Annotated in this window: 15 protein-coding genes; 9 read left to right on the forward strand and 6 right to left on the reverse strand. The window is 71.6% G+C overall.

Going from position 1 to position 25,858, the window contains the following annotated elements; all coding sequences use genetic code 11:
- Positions 1 to 283: 283 nt before the first annotated feature.
- From ACWH49_RS06380 to ACWH49_RS06405, 6 genes are read left to right on the forward strand one after another with little or no spacing between them, the layout of a single operon-like run.
- The gene (locus ACWH49_RS06380) at positions 284 to 1,744 is read left to right on the forward strand and encodes an efflux RND transporter periplasmic adaptor subunit (RefSeq protein WP_448170695.1); all 1,461 of its coding nucleotides are present in this window, start codon (positions 284 to 286) and stop codon (positions 1,742 to 1,744) included.
- A complete protein-coding gene (locus ACWH49_RS06385; RefSeq protein WP_448170696.1) occupies positions 1,744 to 3,900 on the forward strand; it encodes a PqqD family peptide modification chaperone in 2,157 nt (718 codons plus the stop codon). Before ACWH49_RS06380 ends, ACWH49_RS06385 begins: the two co-directional genes overlap by 1 nt.
- A gap of 8 nt (positions 3,901 to 3,908) precedes the next feature.
- Positions 3,909 to 5,969, forward strand: coding sequence for a preprotein translocase subunit SecA (locus tag ACWH49_RS06390; RefSeq protein ID WP_448170697.1), 2,061 nt, complete (start codon positions 3,909 to 3,911; stop codon positions 5,967 to 5,969).
- Positions 5,966 to 6,916, forward strand: coding sequence for an efflux RND transporter periplasmic adaptor subunit (locus tag ACWH49_RS06395; protein ID WP_448170698.1), 951 nt, complete (start codon positions 5,966 to 5,968; stop codon positions 6,914 to 6,916). Before ACWH49_RS06390 ends, ACWH49_RS06395 begins: the two co-directional genes overlap by 4 nt.
- Before the next feature lie 8 nt (positions 6,917 to 6,924).
- Positions 6,925 to 15,882, forward strand: coding sequence for a DUF4347 domain-containing protein (locus tag ACWH49_RS06400; RefSeq protein WP_448170699.1), 8,958 nt, complete (start codon positions 6,925 to 6,927; stop codon positions 15,880 to 15,882).
- Positions 15,879 to 17,414, forward strand: a complete 1,536-nt coding sequence (locus ACWH49_RS06405) for a sensor domain-containing diguanylate cyclase (protein WP_448170700.1) — start codon at positions 15,879 to 15,881, stop codon at positions 17,412 to 17,414. Before ACWH49_RS06400 ends, ACWH49_RS06405 begins: the two co-directional genes overlap by 4 nt.
- Positions 17,415 to 17,420: 6 nt before the next feature.
- Here ACWH49_RS06405 and ACWH49_RS06410 read toward each other — a convergent pair whose 3' ends face one another.
- Entirely contained in the window at positions 17,421 to 17,852 is a 432-nt protein-coding gene (locus ACWH49_RS06410) for a universal stress protein (protein ID WP_448170701.1), read from the reverse strand.
- 99 nt (positions 17,853 to 17,951) lie between these two features.
- Between ACWH49_RS06410 and ACWH49_RS06415 the strand changes: the two genes are divergently transcribed.
- Positions 17,952 to 18,875 (forward strand): rhodanese-like domain-containing protein, encoded by a 924-nt coding sequence (locus tag ACWH49_RS06415; RefSeq protein ID WP_448170702.1) that lies wholly within the window; start codon positions 17,952 to 17,954, stop codon positions 18,873 to 18,875.
- A 14-nt stretch (positions 18,876 to 18,889) separates the two neighbouring features.
- On the opposite strand, the gene ACWH49_RS06420 is transcribed toward ACWH49_RS06415, so the two are convergent.
- A complete protein-coding gene (locus ACWH49_RS06420; protein ID WP_448170703.1) occupies positions 18,890 to 19,792 on the reverse strand; it encodes a DUF72 domain-containing protein in 903 nt (300 codons plus the stop codon).
- A 44-nt stretch (positions 19,793 to 19,836) separates the two neighbouring features.
- On the opposite strand from ACWH49_RS06420, the gene ACWH49_RS06425 reads away from it, so the two are divergent.
- Complete coding sequence (locus ACWH49_RS06425; protein WP_448170704.1) at positions 19,837 to 21,930, forward strand: ATP-dependent helicase; 2,094 nt, start codon at positions 19,837 to 19,839, stop codon at positions 21,928 to 21,930.
- 3 nt (positions 21,931 to 21,933) lie between these two features.
- On the opposite strand, the gene ACWH49_RS06430 is transcribed toward ACWH49_RS06425, so the two are convergent.
- The 4 genes from ACWH49_RS06430 to ACWH49_RS06445 form a co-directional block, all read right to left on the reverse strand.
- Complete coding sequence (locus ACWH49_RS06430; protein ID WP_448170705.1) at positions 21,934 to 22,119, reverse strand: CsbD family protein; 186 nt, start codon at positions 22,117 to 22,119, stop codon at positions 21,934 to 21,936.
- Positions 22,120 to 22,232: 113 nt separating this feature from the next.
- Entirely contained in the window at positions 22,233 to 22,805 is a 573-nt protein-coding gene (locus tag ACWH49_RS06435; RefSeq protein WP_448170706.1) for an NnrU family protein, read from the reverse strand.
- 46 nt (positions 22,806 to 22,851) lie between these two features.
- On the reverse strand, positions 22,852 to 23,946 hold the full coding sequence (locus ACWH49_RS06440) for a carbonic anhydrase (RefSeq protein ID WP_448170707.1): 1,095 nt from the start codon (positions 23,944 to 23,946) through the stop codon (positions 22,852 to 22,854).
- A 67-nt stretch (positions 23,947 to 24,013) separates the two neighbouring features.
- Positions 24,014 to 25,219, reverse strand: coding sequence for a multidrug effflux MFS transporter (locus ACWH49_RS06445; protein ID WP_448170708.1), 1,206 nt, complete (start codon positions 25,217 to 25,219; stop codon positions 24,014 to 24,016).
- 38 nt (positions 25,220 to 25,257) lie between these two features.
- On the opposite strand from ACWH49_RS06445, the gene ACWH49_RS06450 reads away from it, so the two are divergent.
- The gene (locus tag ACWH49_RS06450) at positions 25,258 to 25,845 is read left to right on the forward strand and encodes an N-acetyltransferase family protein (RefSeq protein ID WP_448170709.1); all 588 of its coding nucleotides are present in this window, start codon (positions 25,258 to 25,260) and stop codon (positions 25,843 to 25,845) included.
- Positions 25,846 to 25,858 lie beyond the last annotated feature (13 nt).

Here is a 25,858-nt window from a genome sequence, read left to right on the forward strand (position 1 = left end):
CGCGTTTGGAGTTAGCGCTGCTTGCGGCGTTTGCTTGAACGCCCTCACCTGCAGTTCGAGAGTCGATTAGGTAAGGAGCAGAGACCGCCAAACAAATCAACTACTTGCGTACGCGTCAGTTCGACAGCGCATTTAGGTTGGCCACAACTTTCTCGCCATTGTCCCAATGCTGACAAACGCCGCCGCGCCCGGCCGCGCGCCTGCTCAAGCGGGTTCAGTCCCACGTCGAAGAGCTTCACAAGCCGGACAGCCGGACCGCCGTTCGCCCTCACGTCCCACCCGCATGACACTCGCCGCCCCGCCGATCTCCCCCTCGACCCTGGCCGACCTGGCCGGCTCGCCCGGGGTCGCGCAGCGCTCGGACGCCGATCTGGCGCGTCGCGCGCTGGTGCTGCAAGCCGCGGTGCTGGCCCACGCGACGATGAAGCCGGCGGCGACCGCCTTCGCGACCGAACTGGCGGCCGGATTCGGCTGCGCGCGGGTCACCCTCGGCTTCGTCCGCCGCAGCGTGATCGAGCTGGTCGCCACCTCGCACGGCCGCGGCGATGCGCTGGTGGGCGCAGGTTTCGACGCGATCGCCGCCGCGATGGACGAGTCGGTCCAGCAAGGCGCGAGCGTCCACCTGCCGGCCCAACCCGGGGCGCGCTCGGTGATCCGGATCGCCCACCTGCGTCAGCTGCAGCGCCAGGGCGGCGCCATCGCCAGCGTGCCGCTGCTGCATGCCGGGGACGTGGTGGGTGCCGTCAGCTGCGAATGGGCCGCGGTGCCGGCCGCACTGGCGGACGAGGTCGACCGAATCGAAACCCTGGTCAACCTGATCGGCCCGGTGCTGAACCTGATGCGGCTGCGCGAAGCGCCGTGGCACGAGCGGGCCCGCGGCGTGGTGCGCCGTGGCCTGCAGCGCCTGCGGGACCTGCACGACCGGCGCGTGCAGGTACTGCTGGCCGCCGGCGTGCTCGGCCTGGCCGCGCTGTGCGTGGTGCCGGCGCCGTACCGCGTCGGTGGGCACGCGCGCGTCGAGGGCCTGCTGCAGCGCTCGGTGGTCGCCCCCGCAGACGGCTATCTCAAGACGGTGCATGTGCGCCCGGGCGACCACGTGACGCAAGGCCAGGTGCTGGTCGAGATGGCCGACCAGGACCTGCAGCTGCAACGCCGCAAGTGGGCCAGCGAACTCGGCCAGCACGAGAGCGCCCATGCGCTGGCGCTGGCCCGCGCCGATCGGTCGGCCCTGGTCGTCGCGCTCGCGCGCGCCGACCAGGCCCGCGCGCAGCTCGCGATGGTGGACGCCGACATCGCCCGGGCCCGGATCGTCGCCCCGCTGGACGGCGTCGTCATCCAGGGCGATCTGGCGCAGGCGATCGGCTCGCCGGTGGAGCGGGGCAAGCCGCTGCTGGTGATCGCGCCGAGCGCGGCCTACCGCGTCGTCGTCGAGGTCGACGAGCGCGACATCGGCCAGGTGCAGGCCGGCCAGCCGGGTTCGCTCGCGCTCGGCGCGCTGCCGTGGGACACGCTGCCGATCGCGGTGAGCCGCGTCACGCCGATCGCGCGCAGCGTCGACGGCCACAACGTGTTCGAGGTCGAGGCCGAACTGAGCGGCCCCGCCCGTACCGACGCCGCCACGCACATCCGGCCCGGGCTGGAAGGCGTCGCCAAGCTGACCGTGGACCAGCGCCCCCTCGCCTGGGCCTGGTCGCATCGACTCGTCGACTGGGTGCGCCTGAAGGCGTGGGCGTGGTGGGCGTGATGCAGGAGACCCTGTTCAGCCCGCGTTGGTACCGCGTCGCCTCGCTGCGACCGCAATTGCGCGCCCAGGTCGAGCTGCGCCGCCAGGACCAGCGCGGCGTCGCGTGGTTCCTGCTGCTCGACGAATCGTCCGACGAGGTGCGGCGCCTGAACCGCCTGGCCTATGAATTCGTCGGCCGCTGCGACGGCACGCTGACCGTCCAGGAGATCTGGGAGGCACTGCTCGCCGCCCGCCCCGAGGAGGCAATGACGCAGGACGAGATCGTGCGCCTGCTGATGGCGCTGCACGAGCGCGGGCTGGTCGACTTCGATCGGGCGGCCAACGTCGAGGCGGTGTTCCGCGCGCGCGCCGTCAAGCGACGGCGCCAGCGCTTGCAGGGCGTCAACCCGCTCGCCTTCCGGCTCGCGATGTTCGATCCGTCGGCGCTGTTGACCCGGCTGCGGCCGCTCGCGCCGTGGGTCTTCTCGAGCGGCATGCTGGCGCTGTGGCTGGTCGGCGTGCTGTGCGCCGCCACGTCCGCCGCGATGCAGGCCGGCGAGCTGTTCGCGCACGCCGCACGGCTGCTGGCCTCGCCCGGCTACGTGTTCATGACCTGGTTGATGTACCCGCTGATCAAGGCGGTGCACGAAGCCGCGCATGCGCTGGCGGTGCAGCGCTGGGGCGCCACGGTGCACCAGGCCGGCGTGACGCTGCTGATGCTGACGCCGGTGCCGTTCGTCAACGCCTCGGCCGCCGATGGCTTCCGCCACCGCCACCAGCGCGCGCTGGTCAGCGCCGCCGGCATCATGGCCGAGCTGGCGATCGCGGCGCTCGCGCTGGCCGTCTGGTCGGTCGTGCAGCCCGGCCTGGTGCAGGACCTGGCGCTGCTCGCGGTGCTGATCGGCGCGGTCTCGACCGTGCTCGTCAACGGCAACCCGCTGATGCGCTTCGACGGCTACTACCTCTTCTGCGACCTGCTCGACCTGCGCAACCTCGGCCTGCGCAGCACCCAGTGGTGGACCCAGTGCCTCGCCCGCGTCCTGCTCGGCACGCCGCCGGCCGCGCCGCTGCACCCGCTGCCGGGCGAGCGCGTGTGGCTCGCGGCGTACGCACCGCTGGCGGCCCTCTACCGGTTCGCGCTTGCGCTCGCCGTCGGCCTGTGGATCGGCGGCTTCTCGGCGCTGCTCGGCGTCGCCATCGGCATCTTCATCGTCTACGGCACCGTGCTCAAGCCGCTGCGGGCCGGCCTGCGCGCGGTCTTCGGCAGCGGCTCGCTGCGCGGCATCTGGCGCGGCATGGCGGCCGGCGCCGCCCTGTGCGTCGCCCTCACGCTGGTCCCGGTGCCGTTCAGCACGCTGGCGCAAGGCGTCGTCTGGCTGCCCGAGCGCGCGCAGATCCGCGCCGGCACCGACGGCTTCATCGCGCAGTTCGCCGCGCACGACGGCCAGCGCGTGCACGCCGGCGAGCTGATCGCGACGCTGCGCGACGACCGGCTGCAAGCCACGGCCGCGGCCCTGGCCGCCGACGCGACCGATCTGGAGGTCGCGATGTTCCAGGCCCAGGCCAACGAGCCCGACAAGGTGCCTGCGCTGCGCGAGAAGCTCGCCTACAGCCGCGCCGAGGCCGCGCGCAACGACGAGACGATCGCGCAGCTCGAACTGCGCGCGCCAGCCGACGGCGTGCTCGTGGTGCCGCACCAGGCCGATCTGGTCGGCAGCCATTTCAAGAAGGGCGACCTGGTCGGCCACCTGATCACCGGCGACCCGCTGACCGTGCGCGTCGCGCTGCCGCAGGAGCAGGCCGACCTGGTGCGCCGCCGCACCGGCAGCGCGGCCCTGCCCGTGGGTGTACGCCTGGCCGAGGACCCGGGCCGCCTGCGAACCGGCAGCGTGCGACGCGACATGGACGGGGCCGTCACGCGCCTGCCCAGCGCCGCGCTCGGGGAACTCGGCGGTGGCGCCATCGCGATCGACCCGACCGAGAAGGACGGCATGACCCCGCGCGCGCCGGTGGTGCTGATGGACGTGGAGCTCGCCGGCGTCCGGCCGGCCGACATCGGCGAGCGCATCGGTGCGCGCGCGCTGGTGCGCTTCGATCACGGCACCCTGCCCGTGGCGCAGCAGGCGCTGCGCCAGCTGCGGCAGCTCGTGCTGCAGCACTTCAACCCCGCTGGATGAGACCCGTCATGACTCCGCGCTTCGATGGCGCCCACGCGCTGCCCTTTCCCGGCATCCGCTGGGGCGACTACCCCGAACTGGCCGAACCCGGCGGCGCCACGCCCGACGCGCCTCCGCGCCGCAACGGCCGGCCGTTCGGTGCCCGCGAGGCCGCGCGCCGCCTCGAGCGCGTGCGCGCGCACGCCAGCGCCTGGGCGACCGTGACCGAGTCGGCGTTCCTCGACGCGCGGCACGACCTGCACCTCGCGATCGCGCGCCACGGCCTGGGCACCGAGCAGGCCGATCGCTGCTGCGCCTTCGTCGTCGAGGCGGCGCGGCGGGCGCTCGGCCAGCGGGCCTACGACGGCCAGGTGCTGGCCGCGCTGCACATGCTCGACAACCGACTCGCCGAGATGGCGACGGGCGAGGGCAAGTCGCTCGCGGTGGCGCTCGCCGCGGGCATCGCGGGGCTCGCCGGCATCCCGGTCCACGTGATCACCGCCAACGACTACCTGGTGGTGCGCGACGCGCGGACCTTCAAGCCGCTGTTCGAGCGGCTCGGCCTCGGAGTCGCCAGCGTCGTGCAGCGCGACGAGCCGGACGCGCGCCGCAGCGCCTACGCGCACGCGATCGTCTACGTCACGGCCCGCGAAGTCGCGTTCGACTACCTGCGCGACCGTCTGTCGCACGGCGGCGGCAGCTCGGCGCTGCAGCAGCGCGTCGACGCGATCGCGCAGCGCGCGAGCGGTGGCGATCGGCCGCAGCGCCTGCTGCGCGGCCTGTGCATGGCGATCGTCGACGAGGCCGACGCGATCCTGATCGACGAAGCGCAGACGCCGCTGGTCCTGTCGCGCGAGGTCGACGCCAGCGCCGGCCGCGCCTTCCTGTGGCAGGCCTGGGCGCTGTCGGGCCGGCTCGACGCCGGGCGCGACTTCGTGCCGCACCGTCGCGAGCGCCGCATCACGTTGACCGACGCCGGCCGCGCGCGCATCGGCGCGCTGGCCGCCCGGCTGCAACCGGTCTGGAAGAACGCCCGCCACCGCGAGGACACGATCGCCACCGCGCTCGCGGCCCGCCACGTGCTGCAGCGCGACCTCGACTACATCGTGACCGCACCCGCGTCCGGCGCGGCGCCCGGCGCCGCCGACCCCCGCGGTGCCGCGATCGCGATCGTCGACCCGACCACCGGCCGCATCGCCGAGGGCCGCCGCTGGGCCAGCGGGCTGCACGCGCTCGTCGCGATCAAGGAAGGCTGCCGGCCCGACGCCGATCTCGAGACGCTGGCGCGGATCACGTTCCAGCGCTTCTTCCGCCGCTACCACCGCCTCGGCGGCATGAGCGGCACGCTGCGCGAGGCGCGCGGCGAGCTGGCGCGCGTCTACGGCCTGGCGACCGTGGCGATCGCGCCGCGCCGCCCGAGCCAGCGGGCGCAGTGGCCGATGCGCTGGTACGCCACCGATGCCGCGCGACGGGACGCCGTGGTGCAGCGCGCGCGCCAGCTGGCGTCGTACGGGCGCCCGGTGCTGATCGGCACCGATTCGGTCGCCGACTCGGCGGCGCTGGCGGCGCAGCTGCGGCGCGCGGGCATCCCGCCGGCGCTGCTGAACGCCAACTTCGATGCCGACGAGGCCGCGATCGTCGCGCGTGCCGGCGTCGCCGGCCAGGTGACCGTGGCGACGCTGATGGCCGGCCGCGGCACCGACATCGTGCCGGACGAGCGCGCGCTGCAGGCCGGCGGCCTGCACGTGATCGCCTGCCAGCACAACGCCTCGCGCCGGCTCGACCGCCAGCTCGCCGGCCGCGCCGGGCGGCAGGGCCAGCCGGGCAGCGTGGAAGTCTGGCTGTCGCTGGAATCGACCGGCTTCTCGACCGACCGACCCATGGCCGCTGTCGCCCGACTCGCACGGGCGTTCGTGCACGAGCGAGAAGTGCAATGGCCCGGGCGCCTTCTGTCCACGCTGCTGTCGCTGCAGCAACGCTGCCGCGAAGCCCGCGCGGCGCGCGCGCGCACCGCGCTGCTGAGCGTCGACGGCGCACTCGAACAGCGCCTCCCGTTCGGCCACGACCGACTCACCAAGGACCATTCATGACTGCCTCCCGACTGCTGTCGGCCGCACTGCCGATCGCGCTGACCGCCTGCCTCTGCGCCGCCCCGACCGGCCGGGCGCAGGCCCAGACTTCCTTTCCTTCGAGCGCGCCGACATCCGCATTGCTCGCCTGCCTGATCGTGCCTGACCGCGTCGCCGAACTCGGCAGCCCGGTGATCGGCGTCGTCGACGAGGTGCTCGTCGAGCGCGGCGACACCGTTCGCAAGGGCCAGGTGCTGGCCCGGCTGCGCGCGGAGGTCGAACGCGCCGCCAGCAACGTGGTGCGCTCGCGCGCCGACAGCGAAGCCGAACTGCGCGGCGCGATCGCCGGCCACGACCTGGCGCAGCAGAAGCTCGAGCGCACGCGCTCGCTGGCGGCGCAGAACTTCGTCTCGGCCCAGGCGGTCGAGCAGGCCGAGGCCGAGCAGCGCGTCGCGAAGGAGCGCATGCAGCAGGCCCGCGAGCAGCTCGGCACGAGCGCGCGCGAGGTCACCAGCGCGCAGGCGCAGCTCGCGCAGCGCATCCTGCGCGCGCCGTTCGACGGCGTGATCACCGAGCGCTACGTCAACCCCGGCGAACGCGTCGAGGACAAGCCGATGCTGAAGATCGCGGTCATCGGCCGCCTGAAGGTCGAGGTCGTCGCATCGACCAGCCTGTTCGGCAGCCTGCGGCTCGGCCAGGCGCTGAGCGTGCAGCCCGAGCTGGCCGGCAGCGGGCCGCGCACGGCCCGCATCGCCCAGATCGACCGCGTGCTCGAGCCGGCGAGCAACACCTTCCGCCTGCGCCTGGACCTGCCGAACGACGACGGCGCCCTGCCCGCCGGCCTGCGCTGCAAGGCCGCGCTGGCCGGCCCGCCGGCGCCGGCGCACGGGGCGGTGCGCTCCGGCCTCGAACTCACGCCGGCCTCCACCGGCCCGACCGGCGCGCGCCCCGCCCCGGCGACCCGCTGACCCACCCGATGTCGACCGACCTGTTCGCGCTGCGCCAAGCGGTCCTGGAGGACCTGGAGCCGCGCATCCTGTTCTCGGCCGACAACCCGCTGGGCGTGCTCGCGGGCGCGTTGCAGGATCCGAACGCCCCGCCCGAACAGCACGCCAGCGTCGCCTCCACGCCCGCCACGACGGCGGCGGCGGCGGCGCACGAGCTGGTCTTCGTCGACGCCCGTGCGCCGGACGCCGACCAGCTGCTTGCGGACATCACCGCCCAGGCCGCGGCCGGCCGGTCGATCGAGGCGTTCCTGCTGCGCACCGACCAGGACGGCTTCGACCAGATCGGCGCCGCGCTCGCGGGCCGCGACGAGGTCACCGCGATCCACCTGATCGGCCACGGCGCCGAGGGCGCGATGCGGCTGGGCGGCAGCTGGCTCGACGCCGACACCGTGCTCACCCGCGCCGGCGACATCGCCGCGTGGGGCAGCCATCTCAGTGCCGACGCCGACCTGATGCTCTACGGCTGCAGCTTCGCGGCCGAGGCCGACGGTCGTGCGCTCGTCGCCGACCTGGCCCAGTTGACCGGCGCCGACGTGGCCGCCTCGACCGATGCCACCGGCACCGCGGCGCGCGGCGGCAACTGGGCGCTGGAATACGCGAGCGGGGCCATCGAGCGCCAGGTCGCGCTCGACGCCGCCGGCCAGGCGAGTTACGCGCAGCTGCTCAACACCTACATCGTCACCAGCACCGCCAACAGCGGTGCCGGCTCGCTGCGCCAGGCGATCCTCGACGCCAACGCCAACGCGGGCACCGACACGATCAGCTTCAACATCGCCGGCACGAGCGTGCACACGATCGTGCTGAGCACCGCCCTCCCGGCGATCACCGGCACGGTGATCCTGGACGCGACGACCGACGACAGCTTCGCCCCCAACGGCAACAAGCCGGCCATCGGCATCGACGGCGGCAACGGCAACTTCGACGGCCTGCAGCTGACGAGCACCGCCGACGGCAGCACGATCCGCGGGCTGGTGCTGCGGAACTTCCGCGGCGACGCCATCCAGATCGATGCCGGCTCCGACGGCAACACCATCGCCGGCAACTACATCGGCCAGCTCGTCACCAGCGGAACCGCCGGGGGCACGGGCAACGGCGGCGACGGCATCTTCGTGCTCGGCGCCAACAACATCATCGGCGGCACCACCGCGGCCGACCGCAACGTGGTCTCGGGCAACGACTTCGGCATCGAGCTGAACGGCGCCTCCGCCACCGGCAACCAGGTGATCGGCAACTACGTCGGCATCGACGCCACCGGCCTGACGACGCTGGGCAACACCAAGCGCGGCATCGGCGTCTACAACGGCGCCACCGGCAACACGATCGGCGGCAGCCTGACCACGCAACGCAACCTGATCTCGGGCAACGGCAACGACGGCATCCAGATCGATGGCGAGGCGACCGACAACAACATCGTGCGCGGCAACTGGATCGGCATCGGCGCCGACGGCATCACGCTGCTGCGCAATGCCGGCGACGGCGTGTACGTCTCGAGCGGCGCCGACAACACCCAGGTCGGCGGCTCGGGGGCGAACGACGGCAACTGGATCGCCGGCGTCAACTACGTCGGCGTGGAGATCGACGGTGCCAGCACCGGCACGGTGATCCAGGGCAACCGCATCGGCACCGACCTGGCGGGCACCGCCAACTGGGGGTCGGGCCAGAACGGCATTCTGCTCGAGACCAGCTATGGCGGCGCCGGGCCGAGCGGCAGCAGCATCCTCGGCAACACCATCGCCTTCAGCGGGCAGAGCAACATCGCCGGCTACAACTCGGGGCTGCGCATCAGCGACACCGCCGGCACCGCCAACCAGCTCTCGGCCAACCTGATCTATTCGAGCGTCGCGCTGGGCATCGACCTGCGCGGCGACGGCGTGACCGCCAACGACGCCGGCGACGCCGACACCGGCGCCAACAACCTGCAGAACTTCCCGGTGCTGACGCTGGCGCGCACCAACGCGTCGAACCAGCTGGTCGTCACCGGCACGCTCAACAGCGCCGCCAACGGCTACTACCGCATCGAGTTCTTCGCGTCGCCCAGCGCCGACGCGACCGGCTACGGCGAAGGGCAGATCTACCTCGGCGCCGTCAACGTCGCCACCAACGGCTCGGGCAACGCCACGATCTCGGCGACGCTGAACGGGGTCAACGTGCCGGCGGGCTACCTGATCACGGCCACCGCGACGGCGGCGACCGACGGGTCCTTCACTGCCTTCACCGACACCTCGGAATTCGCGAAGAACGTGGCGGCGATCCCGACCACGCAGGCGACGATCACGGTCGACACGGTCAGCGACGTCAGCGACGGCGACACCACCAGCCTGTCGACACTGCTCGCCAGCAAGGGCGCCGACGGCGTCATCTCGCTGCGCGAGGCGATCACCGCGGCGAACAACACGGCCAACGGCAGCAGCGGCGCCGACCGCATCGTGTTCCAGATCGCCGGCACCGGCGTGCACACGATCAATCCGCTCAGCAGCCTGCCGTCGATCACCGATGCGGTGATCCTCGACGCCAGCACCGACGACAGCTTCGCCGCCAACGGCAGCCGGCCCGCGATCGTCCTGGACGGCAACAACCTGGCCGGCCACGGCCTGACGCTGACCGGCACGGCAGACGGCAGCACGATCCGCGGCTTCGTGGTGCGCGACTTCGGCGGCGACGGCATCCACATCGACGCCGGCGCCGACGGCAACACCATCGCCGGCAACTCCATCGGCCGCCTGAACGCTTCGGGCACCGACGCCGGCGCCGGCGAAGAGAACGGCGCCAACGGCCTCTATGTCGGCGGCGCCAACAACCTGATCGGCGGCAGCACGGCCGCCGACCGCAACGTGATCTCGGGCAACACCGGGGTCGGCGTGCGCGTCACCGGCGCCGCCGCCACCGGCAACCAGATCGCCGGCAACTACATCGGCCTGACCGCTGCCGGCACGGCCGTGCTCGGCAACGGCGACGACGGCGTCCAGCTGATCGGCGGCGCCTCGGGCAACACCGTGGGCGGCGCGACCAGCGCCTGGCGCAACGTGATCTCGGGCAACGCCGACGGCATCCAGGTCGGCCACACGACCGGCGGCAGCAACGGCAACGTCATCCAGCACAACTACCTCGGCACCGACGCGACCGGGCTGGTCGACCTGGGCAACAGCAGCGACGGCGTCGACCTGTGGTACGGGTCGTCCAACAACCAGATCCTCGACAACGTCGTCTCCGGCAACAACGTCAACGGCCTGTACATCGGCAATTCGGTCGGGACCAACACCGGCACCGTCATCCGCGGCAACCTGATCGGCGTCGGTGCCGATGGCGTCACGGCGGTGGGCAACAGCGGCGACGGCATCAACCTGGGCGACGGTGCCGTGGCGGACAACACGGTGGTCGGCGGCACCGCGGCCGGCCAAGGCAACACCGTGGCCTACAACGCGCGCGGCATCGCGGTGGTGACGAGCACCGGCATCCCGATCCTGGGCAACGTGGTGTATTCCAACACCGGCCTGGGGATCGACCTGGGCCCCGTCGGCGTGACGGCGAACGACGCCGCGCCCGACAGCGACACCGGTGCCAACAACCTGCAGAACTTCCCGGTGCTGACGCTGGCGCGCACCAGCGCGAGCAACCAGCTGATCCTGGCCGGCACGCTCAGCAGCGCGGCGAACAGCTACTACCGCATCGAGTTCTACGCCAACGCCGGCCCCGACCCGACGGGCTACGGCGAAGGCCGCACCTGGCTCGGCTTCGCCAACGTGGCCACCGACGGCGCGGGCGTGGCCACCATCGGCAGCACGCTCGCGGTCAATGTGGCCGCGGGCACCTCCATCACCGCGACCGCGACCCAGAGCGACGCGAGCTACAGCACCTTCACCGACACGTCCGAGTTCGGCCGCGATGTGATGGCGATCACCACCGGCCAGTTCACCGGCGTGGTCGACACCGCCGCCGACACCAGCGATGGCGACACCACCAGCTGGAGCACGCTGCTGGCCAACAAGGGCGCCGATGGCTTCATCTCGCTGCGCGAGGCCATCACCGCCGCCAACAACACCGCCAACGGCACGGGCGGCGCCGATCGCATCCAGTTCCAGATCGCCGGCACGGGGGTGCACACCATCACGCTCACCAGCGTGTTGCCCTCGATCAGCGACGCCGTGCTGATCGACGCCACGACCGACGACAGCTTCGCGGTCAACGGCAACAGGCCGGCGATCGTGATCAACGTCAACAACCTGGCCGTCAGCGACGGCCTGCGCCTGACCGGCAGCGCCGACGGCTCGACGATTCGCGGCTTCGTGATCCAGAACTACAACAACGCCGCGATCGAGATCGATGCCGGCAGCGACGGCAACACGGTGGCGGGCAACTACCTGGGTGCGATCGACAGCAGCGGCAACCAGGTCGCCGTCTCCAGCGGCTCCTACGCGCTTTATGTGGCCGGCGCGAACAACGTGATCGGCGGCAACAGCGCGGCCGACCGCAACGTCATCGGCAACGCCGGCGCGGGCTCCTACAACGTGTTCGTCTCCGGCGCCACCGCCTCGGGCAACCAGATCATCGGCAACTGGGTCGGGCTCAATGCGGCCGGCACCACCGCCTTCACCGGCAGCCAGGACGGCATCACGCTGTACACGGGCACGGCGAACACCACGGTCCAGAACAACGTGCTCAGCGGCGCCTCCGGTGTCGGCGTGTACCTGTCCGGCGCCGGCACGGGCAACGTGCTCACGGGCAACGACATCGGCCTGACGCCGGCCGGCACCGCAACGCTGGGAACGCCCGTCACGGGCATCCGCATCGACGGCGGCAACACGACCACCGTCACCGCCAACCGCATCGGCAGTGCCAGCCAGAACGGGATCCTGTTGGCCAGCGGCGTTGATGGCACCGTGGTCCAGGGCAACATCATCGGCACCGACGCGGCAGGCACCGCAACCTGGGGCACCGGGCGCAGCGGCATCCAGGTCAACGGGGCGACCCACACGCGCATCGGCGGCACCGGCGTGGGCGAGGGCAACGTGATCGCCTGTGCCAATTCGTCCGCCGGTGGCTACGACGGCATCAGCGTGGCCAGCGGCACGGGCAATGCCATGCTCGGCAATTCGATCTACGGCCTCGGCGGCAGCAACGCGCTCGCCATCGATCTGGGCACCAGTGGCAGCAACGCCAACGACATCGGCGACGGTGACACCGGCGCCAACAATCTGCAGAACTTCCCGGTGCTGACGCTGGCCAAGACCAACGGCAGCAGCCAGATCGAGATCCGCGGCACGCTCGACAGTACCGCCGGCAGCTACTTCCGCCTGGAGTTCTTCGCCCAGCCCGCCAACGGCAGCAGCATGGCCTACCTGGGTTTCGTCAACGTGGCCACGGATGGCGCCGGCACTGCGAGCTTCGCCAACACCTTCGCGGCAGCGGTGCCGGTGGGCTGCACGATCACGGCGACCGCCACCTTGTCCAACGCCGGCTACACCGCCTACACCGACACCTCCGAACTTTCGGCCGCGCTCGACGCGGGCACCACGCCGGTCAACACCGTGCCGGGCGCGACGACGCTGACGGAGGATGTGTCGGGCGCGATCACCGGCCTCTCGGTCGTGGACGGCGGCGTGACCGCGCTGACCACCAGCCTGAGCGTGCTCAACGGCACGCTGACGGTGAGCCTGGCCGGCGGCGCAACGATCAGCAGTGGCACCAACGGCAGCGCCGCGCTGACGCTGAGCGGCACCACGGCGCAGGTGAACGCGGCGCTGGCCACGCTCGCCTACCTGGGCCAGGCCAACTTCAACGGCAGCGACACGCTGACGATGCTCTCGACCGACGCCTCGACGCTGAGCGACATCGACACGGTCGCGCTGACAGTGAGCGCGGCGAACGACGCACCGGTGCTGGCGGCCATCGCGCCGGCGCTCGGCACGATCACCGAAGACCAGACGGCCCACGGCGGTCAGACAGTCGCCTCGTTCATCGGTGCGTCGATCACCGACGTGGATGCCGGCGCGGTGCAAGGCATCGCGATCACCGGACTCAGTTCGGGCACCGGCACCTGGCAGTATTCGACCGACGGCGGCTCGAGCTGGACGAACGTCGGCCCCGTCAGTGGCACCGCGGCGCTGTTGCTGCGCGCCTTGGACTCGATCCGCTTCGTGCCGGACGGCCTGAACGCGGCCAGCGGGTCGATCACGTACCGCGCCTGGGACCAGAGCAGCGGCGGCGCCGGCACCCGGGTCGATTCGAGCGCGAACGGCGGTACGACCGCGTTCGGCACCACGACCGACACCGCCACGATCACCGTCACCGCCGTCAACGACGCGCCGGTGCTGGCGGCCAGCGCGCCGACGCTGACCTCGATCACCGAGGACGAGACGGCGAACGCCGGCCAGACCGTCGCTTCGTTCCTCGGCACGTCGGTCAGCGATGTGGACACGGGCGCGGTGCGAGGCATCGCCATCACGGGCCTGGTGGCCGGCAACGGCAGTTGGCAGTACTCGCTCGACGGCGGGTCGAGCTGGGCGGCCGTCGGCAGCGTCGCCGACATCTCGGCGCTGCTGCTGAGCGCCACGGACTCGATCCGCTTCGTGCCCGACGCCCAGAACGCGACCGCGGGCTCGCTCACTTACCGCGCCTGGGACCAGAGCGCCGGCAGCGCCGGCAGCCTGTTCGATGCGAGCAGCGTCGGCGGCGCGACGCCGTTCAGCAGCGGCACCGCCACCGCATCGATCAGCGTGAGCGCGGTCAACGACGCACCGGTGCTGACGCCGATCGCGCCCGTGCTGGCGACGATCGACGAGACCGACATCGCCAACCCCGGACAAACCGTGTCGAGCTTCATCGGCGGGTCGATCGGCGATGTCGACAGCGGCGCGGTGCCCGGCATCGCGATCACCGGTGCCGACGCGGGCAACGGCCGCTGGCAGTTCTCGACCGACGGCGGCGCGAGCTGGCTGGCGCTGGGTGCGGTGTCGGGTAGCGCCGCGCTGCTGCTGCGCGCCGACGATGCGATCCGCTTCGTGCCCGACGGCGCCAACGGCACCAACGGCTCGATCACCTACCGCGCCTGGGACCAGACCGCAGGCACCGCGGGCAGCACGCTCGACACGGGCAGTGCGGGCGGCAACGGCGCGTTCAGCAGCGCGACCGACACCGCGTCGATCACGGTCGACGCCCTCAACACCGCACCCGTCCTGACCCCGGCCGCACCGATGCTCGCGCCGCTGACCGAGGACCAGGTCGCGAACGCCGGCCAGACGGTCGCGTCGTTCACCGGCGGGTCGATCCGCGATGTCGATGCCGGCGCGTTGCAGGGCATCGCGACCACCGGGCTCGCTCCGGGCAACGGCAGCTGGCAGTTCTCCACCGATGGCGGTGCCCACTGGGCCGCGATCGGCCCGGTCAGCGACGGCGCCGCCCTGCTGCTGCGCGACACCGACGCGGTGCGCTTCGTGCCCGACGGCGCGAACGGGACCACCGGCACGCTCACCTACCGGGCCTGGGACCGGAGCCTCGGCCTGGCCGGCGATCGTGCCGACGCGGGCACGCAGGGCGGCGCGACCGCGTTCAGCGCCGCCACCGACACCGCGACGATCGTCGTGACAGACGTGGCCGACGCGCCGGTCATCGCCGGCACGGCAACCGCCTTCGACGTGGCCGAGAACACCACCGCCGTGACGACGCTCGTGGCGACCGACGTCGATCGACCGGGCCAGGCTCCAACCTGGTCGATCGCCGGCGGCGTCGATGCCGCGCGCTTCGCCATCGATGCGGTGACCGGGGCGTTGCGGTTCATCGTCGCGCCGGACTTCGAGGCACCCACGGCCGCCGCGGGCGGCCAGGTCTACCGCGTCACCGTGCAGATCGACGACGGCGGGCTGGTCGACGCGCGCGCGCTCGCCGTCACCGTCACGCCGGTGAACGACAACGCGCCGGCTTTCAGCAGCCCCGGGGACGGCGCGCAGGTGCGCATCGACGCGACCGTCGGTGCCACCGCCGTCACGCAACTGCACGCCAGCGACGCCGACCTGCCGGCGCAACCGGTGCGCTACGCCATCGTCGGCGGCGCCGATGCCGACCGCTTCACGCTCGATGCGCTCAGTGGCGCGCTCGCCTTCAAGGTCGCCCCGGACGCCGCACGGGTGTACGACGTGCTGATCGAGGCCAGCGACGGCCAGCGGGCAACGGTGCAGCGGCTGTCGATCGCCGTTCCGGCCGCCGCCGCGCCGGTGGCCGGGCCGGGAACTGCGCCCGACGTCGCCTCTGCACACGATGCGACCACCGGCGGCACCGGCACAAGCAGCGCCAGCGGCGCCGCCACGGCCGGTACGACAGCGCCGGCACGGGCTGCCGCGCCGCTGGCGTCCAAGGGGGTCGTGAATGCGGCGGTACCGGCCATCGACGCGCCCGTCGCGCCGCGATCTGCGGTCGGCCAGACCGACGCCGGCCGGGTCCACGCGATCGCGTTGGGCGCCGCCCCGCAGGTCGAACCGGTCTCGCGCGGGCTCGCGGCCTTCACGCTGCCGTCGCACCGGGCCGCGCCGGAAGTCACGCTGCTGGCACTGGACGTGCTCGCCCTTGGCGCACCGGCCAGCCGTGCGGACGGACGCACACACGTCAGCGTCGATCTCGGCACCGCCTCGGCCGAGGCGCCGCTCACCGAGAGCCAGACGTTCTCGCCCAGCACGATCACGCTGGGCATCGCGCTGTCGATCGGCGTGATCGGCTGGGCCTCGCGCGGTGCGGCGCTGATGGCCAGCGTGCTGGTCGCCAGCCCGGCGTGGGGCAGCTACGACCTGCTGCCGGTGCTGCGCCGCCGCACCGAGGACGCCGATTGGGGCGACGACGAGTCGCCCGACGACGCGCCGCTCGACGAGACCGAGCTCACCCCGCTCGACGCGTCGGCCGGCCCCACCCGGCGCGACCACGACATCCTGGAGTTGCATTGAACATCGCCCTGCCCCCCCTGTTGCGCGCCGGTCCGGCGACGCGTGTGGCCTTCGGCCTCGTCTCGCTGATGGTGTCGCTGATGATGCTCAGCGACCTGTTCGTCGGCGGCTTCCTCGACGACCGCGTCGCGGACGCACGCCGCCACCGGCAGCTCGTCGCCGAATCGGTCGCGACCCAGGTGGTGCAGGCGCTGCGCAGTGACAGCGACGACGATCTGCGCACGCTGCTCGCCAGCGTGGTGCGGCGCGACCCGCAGCTGCGTTCGGCGGCCGTCATCGGGGGGGCGACGCCGCGCGTGGTCGCCGGCGACCATGCGCACGCATGGCGCCTGGGCGGCGCCGAGCCGTCGACGATCGACAACGTCCGCATGACGCTGCTGGCCGACGGGCGGCGATGGGGCGAACTGCAGCTCGCGTTCGCACCGAGCGGGCCGCAGTCGTGGCGCGAATGGCTGGGCCAGCCGCTGGTGGCGGGCGTGCTGCTCATGATCGGGCTCGGCTTCGTCGCGTTCCAGCTCTACCTGCGGCGCGCGATGCGCTACCTCGACCCGAGCGCGGCAGTGCCCGAACGCGTGCGCACCGCGTTCGACACGCTGACCGAGGCGGTGCTGGTGCTGGACACCGGCGGCCGCGTGATGCTGGCGAACAACGCGTTCAGCGCCCTCGGGCCGGACGCCATGCCGATCCGCACCGGCACCAGCGTCAACGACCTCGCGTGGCTGGTCGGCGCCTTGCCCGAGGGGTCATCCGGTCGGCCCTGGCAACGGGTGCTCGAGACCAACCAGCCGCTGCTCGGCCTCGAGATGCGCCTGACGGCGAATCGCGAGCGCATACGCGACGTCGTGTTGAACTGCACGCCGATCAACGACGGCTTCCACCGCGCCCGCGGCTGCCTGCTGACGATGTCCGACGTGACCGAGCTGCACGAGCGCACCGAGGGCCTGCGCGTCGCGCTGGTCGAGCTGCACGCCTCGCGCGAGGAGATCCGCCAGAAGAACGAGGAGCTGACGCTGCTGGCCACGCGCGACGCGCTGACCGGCTGTCTGAACCGGCGTGCGTTCCTGGCCGACAGCGAGCGCGTCATCGCCGCCGCCGCCGGCCAGCCGCTGTGCGCGATCATGTGCGACGTCGACCACTTCAAGTCGATCAACGACCGCTTCGGCCACGGCGGCGGCGACGAGGTGCTCAAGGCCGTCGCCAAGGCGCTCGGTCGCGGCCTGCGCACCGGCGACCTGCTCGGGCGCTACGGCGGCGAGGAGTTCTGCATCGTGCTGCCGAACGCGACGCTGGCGCAGGGCCGCGAGATCGCCGAGCGGCTGCGCGCCGAGGTGGAGGCCCATGCCGGCAGTGCCGTGCGCCACCTCGCGGACGTGAAGGTGACGATGAGCTTCGGCGTCGAGCAGCTCGGCCACGGTGCGGCGCAGTTCGACGCGCTGGTCGATCGCGCCGACCAGGCGCTCTACCACTCGAAGAAGACCGGTCGCAACCGGGTGACCGCCTGGACCGAGCTCGCGTCCGCCCCGGCGGGCTGAAGCGCGTCAGCCCTCGTCGCGTCGCACCACCATCACCGGCATGCCCGCGTGCCGCAGGACCCATTCCGCCGCCGAGCCCAGCGCGCCTTCGAGCGGCTCCATGCCGCGCGCGCCGAGGATGATCAGCTCGCAGTTGCAGCGCTCGGCGATGTCGACGATCTGGTGGCCCGGATCGCCGTTGGCGATCTCGGTGTCGAACGCGAGCCCGGCCACGCGCAGCAGCTCCTGCGCCGGCGCCAGCACGTGCTGCGCGGCGGCCTCGCTGACCTGTTCGATCACTGCGGCGTCGTGGGCGACCACCATCTCGTAGAGCGACGCCGGCTCCTGCACGTTGGCCAGCACGAAGCTCGCGCGCAGGCCGTCGTCGACCAGCCGCAGCGCGTGCCGCACCGCCTCGAGCGCGTTCTCGGAACCGTCGACCGGCAGCAGAATTCTCATCACGATCTCCTGAAAGGCAGATGCACCGAGCTTACGGCCTGCGCGCGGCGCCGATCCGGGCGACACTGCGCTTTGCACGAGAACCCTTGACGAGCCGCGTTGGACACCCTCATCCGCCTGATCGCCGACTACGGACTGCTGTTCGTGTTCGCCAACATCCTGCTGCAGCAGCTCGGTGCGCCGCTGCCCGGCTACCCGATGCTGATGGTCACCGGCGCGCTCGCGGCGCGCGGCGAACTCGACGTGCTCGCGCTGCTCGGCACCGCGGTGCTGGCCTGCCTGATCGCCGACGGCATCTGGTACGCGATCGGCCGGCGCAGCGGCCGGCGCGTGCTGCGCACGCTGTGCCAGATCTCGCTGTCGCCGGACGGCTGCGTGCGCCAGACCGAATCGATCTTCACGCGCTTCGGGCCGCCGTCGCTGCTGGTGGCCAAGTTCGTGCCCGGGTTCGCGTCGGTCGCGACTGCGCTGGCCGGCGCGATCCACATCCCGCGCGCCGCGTTCCTGCTGTATGACGCGCTCGGCGCGGCGGTGTGGGTCGGTGTCGGCCTCGGGCTGGGCTGGCTGTTCTCGCCGGCGATCGAGCAGATCGTGTCCGTGCTTGCGCAATTCGGTCGCTGGGGACTGATGCTGCTGGCGATCGTGATCGCGTTGTTCATCGCCGCCAAGTGGTGGCAGCGCTACCGATTCAACAAGCAGCTTCGGATGGCGCGGCTGTCGGTCGACTCGCTGGCGGAGCTGCTCGACCGAGGCGAGCGGCCGATGATCGTCGACGTGCGCTCGGCCGTCGCGCGCGAGGACGGACGCATCCCCGGCGCGATCCTGTCGACCGGCCGCGAGCTGGCGCCGGAGCTGATCGGGCACCCGAAGGACGCGCTGATCGTCGTCTACTGCGCCTGCCCGAACGACGCCTCGGCGGTCGTCGCCGCGCGCCAGCTGCTGCAGCAGGGCTTTCGCGATGTGCGCCCGCTGGCCGGCGGCATCGAGGCCTGGACGGCCGCGGGTCGAGCGCTCGAAGCCTGAAGGCCGCTGCAGGTTCAGACCCGCCCTTTCAGCAGCGTCATCAGCGCCGCGGCATTGCGCTGGCCCTGGTCTTCCATGTTGTTGTTGAACACGACATGGGTCGAGCGCGCGCGCTTCGCGAGCGCCGTGACCTGCGCGGCCACCTCGCCAAGTTCCGCCGCGCCGTAGTCGTAGTTGAAGCGCTCCGACGAATCGGTCTGGCCCTTGACGTTCCAGGTCGCGGCATTGCGGCCGTGCAGGCGCAGCAGTGCGAACTCGGGATGCGTGACCTCCCACAGCGCCGGAACGCTGTTGCTGAAGCCCTGCGGCCCGTCGACCACCGTGTGCACGACGCCGAGCTCGCGCTCGAACGCGAGCGTCGACGCACTCGCCTGCGCATCGGCGAACCAGCTGCGATGCCGGAACTCGACGCTCAGCGTGTGCCCCGCCATGCGCTCGACGCACATCCGCACGTGCTCGTGGCCTGAGGAATTGCGCACGATCCACGGCGGGAACTGGAAGTGCACGAGGCCCAGCCGGCCGGCGGCGCGCAACGGCACGAGCGCCTCGATGAAACGGCGCCACAGCTCGTCGACGATCTCGGGCGGCACGTCGTTCAGGTAGAGGTTCGCCTTCGAAGACGGCGGCAACGCGGCGCGGAGATCCTTGTGCAGCACCACGGGCGAGGTGGGGTGGCCCGTGAAGAGGCGAAATGCCTTGACGTTCATCGTGAAGCCGTCGGGCGTGCGCTCGGCCCAGAGCTGCGAAGTGGCCGGCGCCGGCATCGCGTAGTAGCTCGAATCGACCTCGACCAGCGGAAAGCGCGACGCGTAGTAGCGCAGCCGCGCCTCGGCGCTGGTGACGCCCGGCGGATAGAAGCGGCCGCTGTCGATCAGGGTCTTGCTCGACCACGACGCGGTACCGACCAGGACGCTCATCGGCGAACTCCCGCACCCAGGTCAGGGCTGGATGCAATTACAGTATGCCCATGTCCGCCCGCCCCGATCCGCCCCAGCGCCCCGACCCGTTCGCCGCGCTCAACGCGCAGCAGCGCAGCGCGGTCGAGCACGGGGCGGCGGGCAGCGGCATTCCCGGCCCGCTGCTGGTGATCGCCGGCGCCGGCTCGGGCAAGACGATGACGCTGGCGTCGCGGGTCGCGAAGCTGGTGCTCGATGGCGCCGACCCGCAGCGCCTGCTGCTGCTGACCTTCTCGCGGCGTGCGGCACAGGAGATGCAGCGCCGCGTCGGCCGGGTGCTGCACCGGGCGCTCGGCTTCGCGTCGACGCAGCGGGCGCCGCAGCTGCATTGGGCCGGCACCTTCCACGGCATCGGTGCGCGGCTGCTGCGCGAATACGCCCCGCAGATCGGGCTGGCCGAGAACTTCACGATCCAGGACCGCGGCGATTCGGAGGACCTGATGGGCCTGGTGCGCCACGAGCTGAAGTTCGCGACGACGAAGAACCGCTTCCCGCTGAAGGGCACCTGCCTGGGCATCTACTCGCGCGTGCTGAACAGCCGCGAGCCGCTCGGCGAGTTGCTGCGCACGGTCTACCCGTGGTGCCAGGTCTGGGAGGACGAGCTGAAGCAGCTGTTCCGCGCCTACGTGGCCGCCAAGCAGGCCCAGTGCGTGCTCGACTACGACGACCTGCTGCTGTACTGGGCGCAGATGCTGGGCGAGCCGGCGCTGGCGCGGCACGTGTCCGCACGCTTCGACCACGTGCTGGTCGACGAGTACCAGGACACCAACCGGCTGCAGGCCGCGATCCTGCTCGCGCTCAAGCCCGACGGGCGCGGCCTGACGGTGGTCGGCGACGACGCGCAGTCGATCTACTCGTTCCGCGCCGCCGAGGTGCGCAACATCCTCGACTTCCCGATGCTGTTCACGCCGCCGGCGCGCATCGTCACGCTGGAGCGCAACTACCGCTCGACCCAACCGATCCTCGACGCGTCGAACGCGGTGATCGCGCTCGCGCCGCAGCGTTTCGGCAAGCAGCTGTGGAGCGACGCCGCGTCGAGCGAGCGACCGTCACTGATCACGGTGCGGGACGAGTCGGCGCAAGCCACGTGGGTGGCCGACCAGGTGCTGCGCCACCGCGAGCGCGGCATCGCGCTGAAGGGCCAGGCCGCGCTGTTCCGCACCTCGCACCACAGCGCCGCGCTCGAACTGGAGCTGACGCGCCGCGGCATCCCGTTCGTCAAGTTCGGCGGCTTGAAGTTTCTGGAAGCGTCGCACGTGAAGGACGTGCTTTCGGTGCTGCGCTGGGCGCAGAACCCGCGCCACCGGATGGCAGGGTTGCGGGTCGCGCAACTGGTGCCCGGTATCGGTACCGCGAGCGCGAAACGGCTGCTGGACGCCATGGCGCAGGCCGCCGACCCGGTCGGCGCGCTGCGCGCATTCAAGCCGCCTCCGGCCGCGGCCAGCGACTGGGCGGCGTGGGCCGCCACCTACGACGCGCTGCGCGCCGCGCCGCGCTGGCCCGCCGAACTCCAGCAGGTTCACGCCTGGTACCTGCCTCAACTGCGCCGCTTGCACGACGACGCGGCGGTCCGCGAGGGCGACCTGGCGCAGCTGGCGCGCCTGGCGCACGGCTACGCGTCGCGCGAGTCGTTCCTCGCGGAATTGACGCTCGATCCGCCCGAGGCCACCAGCGACGAGTCCGGGCCCCCGCTGCGCGACGAGGACTACATGATCCTGTCGACCATCCACGCCGCGAAGGGGCAGGAGTGGAAGGCGGTGTACGTGCTGAATGCAGTCGACGGCTGCATTCCGTCGGACATGGCGACCGGCAACGCGATCGAGATCGAGGAGGAACGCCGGCTGCTGTACGTCGCGATGACACGCGCCCGCCAGCACCTGCACCTGATGGTCCCGCAGCGCTTCTTCGTCACTCAGCAGGCCGAGCACGGCGACCGCCACCTGTACGGTTCGCTGACCCGCTTCATCCCGCCGGCGCTGGCCGACCGGTTCGAGACGAATGTCACCCACGACGAAGAACCGGCCGATGGTTTCCCATCGGCCGGCGTCCCCGATCTGCGCCTGGGCCTCGCGGCCGGCGTCAGGTCGATGTGGTCATGAGGTTCAGGGCTTCTTGACGGCGTCCTTGACGTCTTCCTTCACGTCGCCATACGTCGCCTGCGTCTTGCCGGTGGCCTTGTCGACCTTGCCTTCGGCCTCGAGCTTCTCGTTGCCGACGACCTTGCCCGCGGCTTCCTTGACGCTGCCCTTGGCCTGTTCCATCCGACCGTTCACTTGATCCTTGTTCATGCTGGTTCCTTTGCACGGGGTGAAGAGAGGACTTCACTGTGCCGAGGCGCCGCGCCGGGGTCTGTCGGGGCAGGTGTGCCCTGCCTGTAGGACGCGGCGCAAGCGGGTTTCGCTCAGCCGAGCGGCGACACCCCGATCAGCCACTGGTGCGCCTTGAACAGAAACAGGACGTAAAGCGCCAGGCCGCCCAGCAGCGCGATCGCGTCGTTGAGGGCCGCCGGCGGCGCACCGGGAATCGCCCGTGGGACGGCGCGCTTCTTGACCGCGATGCGGTCGGCCACGGCCCAGGCCAGGAACGCACCGAACAGCACGATGTCCGCGAGGTTGCCGTTGGCGAGCAGGTGCGCGAGCGCCCAGAACTTGACGGCCAGCAGCATCGGGTGCTTCGCCGCAGCCTTGATGCGCCCCGGCAGGTAGGTCGCGAGCAGCAGCGGGAACACCGGCAGCATCAGCAGCAGCGCGACGTGGCGCATCGCGGTCGGCGGCGTCCACACCACCACCGGGGCCTGCCGCGCCAGGCCGTAGCCGTAGATCAGCAGCACGAAGCCGGCGAGCGAGACGATCGAATAGATGCCCTTCCACGCGCCGGGGCGGCGCGCGGCCTGCGCGTCGCGCCAGGCAGGGGCGACGATCGCGACCGAGTGGATGCCGAGGAACAGCACCAAGCCGAGGAGGAGAAGGGTCATGACGCGCTCCGCTGCAATGGAGCGCGCAGTATCACCCCGGTTCGTCCTAGTTCGATTCCTTGATGAGCCGGCCGCTGGCCGACTGGATCGGCCGCGCGTTCATCGGGTACAGGCGCGCGAAGATGCCGATCTGCTCCGCCGAGACCGGCACCGGCTGCTTCATCACCATCCACAGCACGCCCTCGCTGCACGGCGGCGTGGTCAGCGAGCCCATGTAGGTGAAGTACTGGCGTTCGGGCGGCAGCAGGTCGTTGAGGTTGATCGGCGTGCGTGCGGCCACCTCGTCGCCCTTCTCGAGCGGCAGGTTGTTCCACACGCTCTGGATCAGCGGCTGCGCGGCGCCCCGATCGATCAGCACGGCGACGACGGCGAGGCGGCCGTCCAGGTCCTTGTGCACCAGGTGCACGACCATGTCGAATTGCTTGCCGTTGATGCGCTCTTCGGACGGGCGGTGGAAGTGGAACTGCACCAGCTCGTAGCGTCGTCCCATCACCTCGATCGAGTTGCCGGCGGCGACGTTGACCTGCACGGTGTGGCCGTTGTCGATCACGCGGAATGCGCTCGGCTGGTAGTCGAAGCGCACCGGGTCGAGTTCGACGCGGATGCCGTCGCGGATGTCGATCGGGCTCTGGCGCGTGCCGGTCGAGCACTTGGAAAATTCGGGTTGCAGCTGGCCCCAGGTCTCGGGGCCGCCGCTGCCGGTGTAGTCCCAGTGGGCGGCGTGTTGAGCCGTCGCGGCGGCGACGGCGTGCGCGACGGGCGTGCGCACCGGCGCCGGCGCCGCGGCGCGGCGCGCGACCGACCGCTTCGGCTCCAGGGCGGCCGCGGACTCGTGGCTGTCCGCCGCGACCGGTGCACTCGCCTTCGAGACGACGCGGACGACGTTCGGGTTGCCGGCATCCGGCGTGCGGGACGCACCCAGCTTCTGCGCGAGGCGCTCGCGCAAGGCGTCCATCGGATCGCGGGTCGCGTCCAGCGGTGCCTTGGCCTTTTTCGGCGTCGCCTCCAGCGCTGCCGTTTCCTTCACGGCCTCGGCCTTGGTCGGCGCCGCGGGCGCGTGCTCCGACGCGGCGGCGCTCAGCGACAACAAGGCGGCCGCGCAGACGGCAGCGAGGGACAGGGGCGACGGCAATGCGGGCATGGACGGTCTCCGGCGCCCAACCGAGGCGCCTGGCCGTCATATCGACGGCGCGCCGCCCGACTTGAGTTCAGGTCACCCGCGGCTTGACCCAGATCCAGGCGAGGATGCCCACGCTCATCATCAGGATCGACGCGACCGCCAGCCCCACGGTCGAGTGCATCACCAGCGGCGCGATCACACCCGCGACCAGCCCGTTCGCCAGGCTGCCGATGCAGGCCTGGAACGAGGACGCCATGCCGCGCCGCTCCGGCATCAGGTCGAGCACCATCAACGTGACGACCGGCACCATCAGCGCCCAGCCGAACGCGTAGATGCCCAGCGGCACCAGGGCCCACCAGGCCTGCGGCGTGAACAACAGGTTCAGCACCAGGTTGACGATGGACACCAGCAGCATGATCAGGAAGCCGTGGCGGATCTGGTGGTGCGGCTTGATCCGCCCGGCCAGCCGGCCGGAGAAGTACGCGCCGCCCATGATCCCGGCGATCGTGATCAGGAAGAACCAGAAGAACTGGCCCGGCGCCAAGTGCAGGTGGTCGCCCAGGAACACCGGCGCCGAAAGCACGTACAGGAACATGCCGTTGAACGGGATGCCGCTGGCCAGCGCCAGCATCATGAAGCGCGGGCTCGAGCCCATCTCCCAGTAGCCACGCATCAGGTTGCGCACGTTGAAGGCCTGGCGCTGGCTCAGATGCAGCGTCTCGGGCAGCAGCTTGTAGTTGGCGATCCACAGGATGACGCCGACCGCGGTCAGGAACCAGAAGATCGCGTGCCAGTCGGCATGCACGAACAGGAAACCGCCGACCATCGGCGCGATCGCCGGCGCCACGCCGAAGTAGATCGTCACCTGCGACATCACGCGCTGCGCGTCGGCGGGAGGAAACATGTCGCGGATCACCGCGCGCGAGATCACGATGCCGGCGCCGGCCGACATCCCCTGCAACGCGCGGAAGAACACCAGCTGCCCGATGTGCTGCGCCAGCGCGCAACCGACCGACGCGAGCGTGAACACCACCAGCCCGGTCAGCACGACCGGGCGGCGGCCGAAGCTGTCGGACAGCGCGCCGTGGAACAGGTTCATGACCGCGAACCCGAACAGGTAGGCCGACAGCGTCTGCTGCATCTCGACCGGCGTCGCGCCGATCGCGGTGGCGATGCCGGTGAAGGCCGGCAGATAGGTGTCGATCGAGAAGGGCCCGAGCATGCCCAGACAGGCAAGCAGGACGGCCAGGGCCCAGCGCGGTGCGCGCCAGAGGGTGTGTGCGTCGGGATTCAAGCGCTAGAGTCTACGGTCTGCACCAGCGGAGGGCTTCCATGGGACTTCAGCACATCGACATCCGGCCGCTCACGCCGCAGCGGCTGCCCGACTTCCTGGACCTGTTCGACCACCGCGCGTTCACCGACAACCCGAACTGGCAGTCCTGCTACTGCTACTTCCCGCATGCCGACCACGCGAACGAAGACTGGGCCAAACGCACCGCGGCGCAGAACCGCGCCGGCACCTGCCAACGGATCGAATCCGAGACGATGACCGGCTGGCTCGCCTACGCCGAGGGGCAGGCCATCGGCTGGGTCAACGCCGGCCCGCGCCGTTTCATCGCCGGGCTGTTCGACGAGCCCGAGCCGCTGGCCGAACGGATCGGCGCGATCGCCTGCTTCGTGGTCGCCCCCGCGTTCCGCGGCCAGCGCGTCGCGACGGCCCTGCTGCAGGCGGCCTGCGACGGTTTGCGCGACCGCGATTTCGAGTACGCCGAGGCCTACCCGCGCCCCGGCGCGCAAGGCGCCGCCGCGAGCCACCACGGCGCGCTGTCGATGTACACCGCCGCCGGCTTCACGACCGTCAAGACCCATCCGGACGGGCTGCTGACGGTGCGCAAGCGGCTCCATCCGCGTCCGCTCTGAGCGCTCGCGCAAC

It is taken from the genome of Rhizobacter fulvus (assembly GCF_964020785.1).